Origin of the sequence: Streptomyces sp. SID5785 (assembly GCF_009870065.1) — a bacterium.
Lineage (GTDB): Bacteria > Actinomycetota > Actinomycetes > Streptomycetales > Streptomycetaceae > Streptomyces.
Genome location: NZ_WWIA01000570.1, coordinates 1 through 3,598, shown reverse-complemented (window position 1 = coordinate 3,598; position 3,598 = coordinate 1). Strand labels below are relative to the sequence as shown.

General features: G+C 72.2%; 4 protein-coding genes and 1 pseudogene. 2 read left to right on the top strand and 3 right to left on the bottom strand.

Annotation, left to right across the window (positions count from 1 at the left end; translation table 11 throughout):
- Nucleotides 1-306, bottom strand: a pseudogene (locus GTW43_RS18565) (DNA helicase RecD); the annotation flags it as partial.
- A complete protein-coding gene (locus tag GTW43_RS18560; protein WP_161303138.1) occupies nucleotides 303-1,286 on the bottom strand; it encodes an aldo/keto reductase in 984 nt (327 codons plus the stop codon). The pseudogene GTW43_RS18565 and the gene GTW43_RS18560, both read right to left, overlap by 4 nt.
- Before the next feature lie 143 nt (nucleotides 1,287-1,429).
- Between GTW43_RS18560 and GTW43_RS18555 the strand changes: the two genes are divergently transcribed.
- Nucleotides 1,430-2,485 (top strand): LLM class F420-dependent oxidoreductase, encoded by a 1,056-nt coding sequence (locus GTW43_RS18555; RefSeq protein WP_161303136.1) that lies wholly within the window; start codon nucleotides 1,430-1,432, stop codon nucleotides 2,483-2,485.
- A gap of 186 nt (nucleotides 2,486-2,671) precedes the next feature.
- Nucleotides 2,672-3,460, top strand: coding sequence for a ferritin-like domain-containing protein (locus tag GTW43_RS18550; protein ID WP_161303135.1), 789 nt, complete (start codon nucleotides 2,672-2,674; stop codon nucleotides 3,458-3,460).
- Nucleotides 3,461-3,466: 6 nt separating this feature from the next.
- Here the strand turns inward: GTW43_RS18550 and GTW43_RS18545 are convergent.
- Nucleotides 3,467-3,598: CorA family divalent cation transporter (locus GTW43_RS18545; RefSeq protein WP_272922541.1), on the bottom strand; the 132-nt coding region annotated here is incomplete at its 5' end.

Sequence of the window (3,598 nt, the reverse complement as noted above, 5' to 3'; positions counted from 1 at the left end):
CGCGTCGATCGGGCCCTCCTTGGCCGCCTTGCGCCGGTCGATCCGCTCGCGGAGATCGCGCTGGGCGGCGAGCTCGGCCTCGGCCTCCGACACCTGCGCGGCCTCCGCGGCGGCGGTCCCTGCCGCGTCCTCCGTGCCGTCCGTGGCGGCCGCGTCCTCCGTGCCGTCTGCGCCGTCTGCGCCGTCTGCGTCGTCCGCGGCGGTGCCTTCGGGAACGGCCGTCTCCTCGGGGGCCCCGGAGGAGACCGGCGCGGCGTCGGGGCCCGGCCCCGGGCCGCTCTCCTCGGCGGCGGACTCCGTACTCACAACGTGCTCCAGTCCTGATCGGGATAGCGGTGCACGGGCGCCGACACGTCGTCGAGCGCCTGGCAGATCTCGTCAGGAAGACTAAGGGCCTCCACTGACAATGCGGCCGTGAGCTGCTGCGCGTTGCGCGCGCCGACGATCGGGGCGGCCACGCCGGGCCGGTCCCTGACCCAGGCGAGCGCCACCTGGAGCGGCGTCGCGGCGAGACCGTCGGCGGCTATGGACACCGCGTCCACGATGTGGCCCGCGGTGTCGTCCAGGTACGGCGCGACGAACGGGGCCATGTGGTCCGAGCCGCCGCGCGAGTCCGCCGGCGTGCCCGTGCGGTACTTGCCGGTGAGGACGCCGCGGCCCAGCGGCGAGGACGGCAGCAGGCCGATGCCGAGGTCGAGCGCGGCGGGCAGCACCTCGCGCTCCACGCCGCGCTGCAGCAGCGAGTACTCCATCTGCGTACTGGCCAGCCGGGTGCGCGCGCCCGGCGCCGCGAGCTGCCAGGTGCCCGCCTTGGCGAGCTGCCAGCCGCAGAAGTTGGAGACGCCCGCGTACCGCGCCCGGCCGCTCGCGACAGCGATGTCGAGCGCCTGCAGGGTCTCGTCCAGGGGCGTCGCCGGGTCGTAGGCGTGCACCTGCCACAGGTCCACGTAGTCCGTGCCGAGCCGGGTGAGCGAGGCGTCGAGCGCGGAGAGCAGATGGCCGCGCGAGCCGTCGAAGCGGCGGTCCGGGTCGGGCACGCTGCCCGCCTTGGTGGAGATCACCAGGTCGCGGCGCGGCACCAGCCCCTCGACGAGCCGCCCGAGCAGGTACTCGGCCTCCCCGTCCGCGTACACGTCGGCCGTGTCGACCAGCGTGCCGCCCGCTTCCCAGAAGGTCTTCAACACGTCGGCGGCGTCGTGCTCGTCGGTGTCCCGCCCCCAGGTGAGGGTGCCGAGTCCGATCCGGGACACGCGCAGGCCGGTGCGGCCGAGATGCCTCTGCTCCATGGGCGCTGAGATTACTGGCCCCGGCAGGCGATCGGGGAGCCTGTGGACGACTGCGGGCGCCCGGAGCGCGCTAGGGTGCCCGGCAAGGGACGTTACCGATGGGTAATCCTGTGGACCGGCACGGCGTTAAGGAGATGTGGTCAATGAAGCTCGGCATCAACCTCGGCTACTGGGGCCTGGGCATGGACACCGACAACCTCACCGTGGCGAAGGAGGCCGACCGGCTCGGCTACTCGGTCTGCTGGGCCGCCGAGGCCTACGGCTCCGACGCCGTGACCGTGCTCTCCTACGTCGCCGCGCAGACCGAGCGGATCGACGTCGGGTCGGCCATCATGCAGATCCCCGCCCGCCAGCCCACCATGACCGCGATGACCGCCGCGACGCTCGACTCGCTCTCCGGCGGCCGCTTCCGGCTCGGCCTCGGCGTCTCCGGCCCCCAGGTCTCCGAGGGCTGGTACGGCGTGAAGTTCGACAAGCCGCTGGCGCGCACGCGCGAGTACGTCGACATCGTGCGCAAGGCGATGAGCCGGGAGCGCGTCTCCTACGAGGGCGCCCACTGGACGCTGCCGCTGCCCGACGGACCGGGCAAGTCCCTGAAGCTGACCGTGCACCCCGAGCGCGCCCACATCCCGCTCTACATCGCGGCGATCGGTCCCAAGAACCTGGAGCAGACCGGCGAGATCGCCGACGGCGCCCTGCTGATCTTCCCCTCCGCCGAGCACCTCGAGGAGACCGCGGTCCGCCACCTGCGCGCGGGGCGCGAGAAGGCGGGCCTGACCATGGACGGCTTCGACGTCTGTCCCACCGTGCCGATCGCCGTCGGCGACGACAAGGACGTCAGCTCCCTCGCCGACCTGCTGCGCCCGTACACCGCCCTGTACGTCGGCGGCATGGGCAGCCCCAAGCAGAACTTCTACAACCAGCTCGCGCGGCGCATGGGCTACGAGAAGGAGGCCGCGGAGATCCAGGAGAAGTACCTGGGCGGCGACAAGGAGGGCGCGGCCGCGGCGATCCCGCAGCAGCTCATCGACTCCACCACCCTGCTCGGCTCCGTCGACCGCATCGCCGACCGGATGAAGGCCTACGCGGCCGCCGGCGTCACCACGCTCACGCTGTCCCCGGCCGGCTTCTCGCTCGACGAGCGGCTCGCCTCGCTGCGCGCGGGCACCGAGGCGCTGGAGCGCGCGGGCCTCGCGTAGGCCGTCGGCACGGGGAGAGGTTCTGCGGCCGTGGTGGGGGCTCGGGGTGTCTTCCCCGCCACGGCCGTCACGGGGAACAACGCGCCGGCGGCGGTTCGGTCACGCCCCGGGCCGGTCCCGAGTCGCGGGACGCGCCCAGGCACGAAATCCTGTGCACACGCCAGGAAGCGGCTGGGAGGTTCCACGATGCTGTCGGCCAAGAGTCTGTTCCAGGAGATCCTCGACGACGACGAGTCGTTCCGGCTGTTCTGCTCGATCGCCGCGAGCGGCGAGTCCCAGGGCGGCTGGGAGAACGGCAGGATCGCCGCCCTCGTCCCCGAGAGCGAGCGCGACCTCGCCCCCAAGGTCGCCCGGCACGGCGCGGACGAGGACAAGCACGGGCGCATCTTCCACGCCCTCATGAAGAAGCGCGGCCTGCGCCCGGTCCCCGTACCGGCGGAGGCCGACTACACGATGCTCCTGGAGCGCCACGGGATCGGCCTCGCCCACGATCAGCTCAAGCGCGACGAACCGCTCTCCGTGCACGACGTCGTCACGTACCTCGCGCACAGCCGGGTCACCGAACAGCGCGCCTCCGAGCAGATGGAGATGCTGCGCAAGTACTTCGCACAGCACCCGGACATCGGCCGCGCGGTCAAGATGATCTCCAAGGACGAGGACAACCACCTCGCCTACTGCCACGAGGAACTGCTGCGCTTCGCCTACGCGGGCCACGGCCGCACCATCCAGCGCATCCTGCGCGAGTGCGCCCTCGCGGAGATCGCGGTCTACCGGGACGTCAGTCTCGCCGTCATGGACCACATGGGCCGCATCCTCGGCTGGCCCCGCGCCAAGTCGGCCGTGCTCGCGGCGGGCATCCACGCCGTGTACGCGTACGAGCGGCTCGGCGGCTGGCGGCGGATGGTCTCCCTGGAGATGCCCGAGCGGCGCGACGCGCTGGGCGGCCCCGCGACCACCTCCGTCGAGTTCGCCTGAGCGCCCTCACAGCCAGCCGCGCCTCTTGAACTGCCAGTAGAGGAACACCTCGAGGACGACCATCAGCGCGATCACCGTCGGGTAGCCCCACGACCGGTGCAGTTCCGGCATGTGGTCGAAGTTCATGCCGTAGATCCC

What these genes read in the sequence shown, in the direction of transcription:
- GTW43_RS18560 (WP_161303138.1), bottom strand. Translation starts at nt 1,286, where the DNA reads ATGGAGCAGAGGCATCTCGGCCGCACCGGCCTGCGCGTGTCCCGGATC.
- GTW43_RS18555 (WP_161303136.1), top strand. Translation starts at nt 1,430, where the DNA reads ATGAAGCTCGGCATCAACCTCGGCTACTGGGGCCTGGGCATGGACACC.
- GTW43_RS18550 (WP_161303135.1), top strand. Translation starts at nt 2,672, where the DNA reads ATGCTGTCGGCCAAGAGTCTGTTCCAGGAGATCCTCGACGACGACGAG.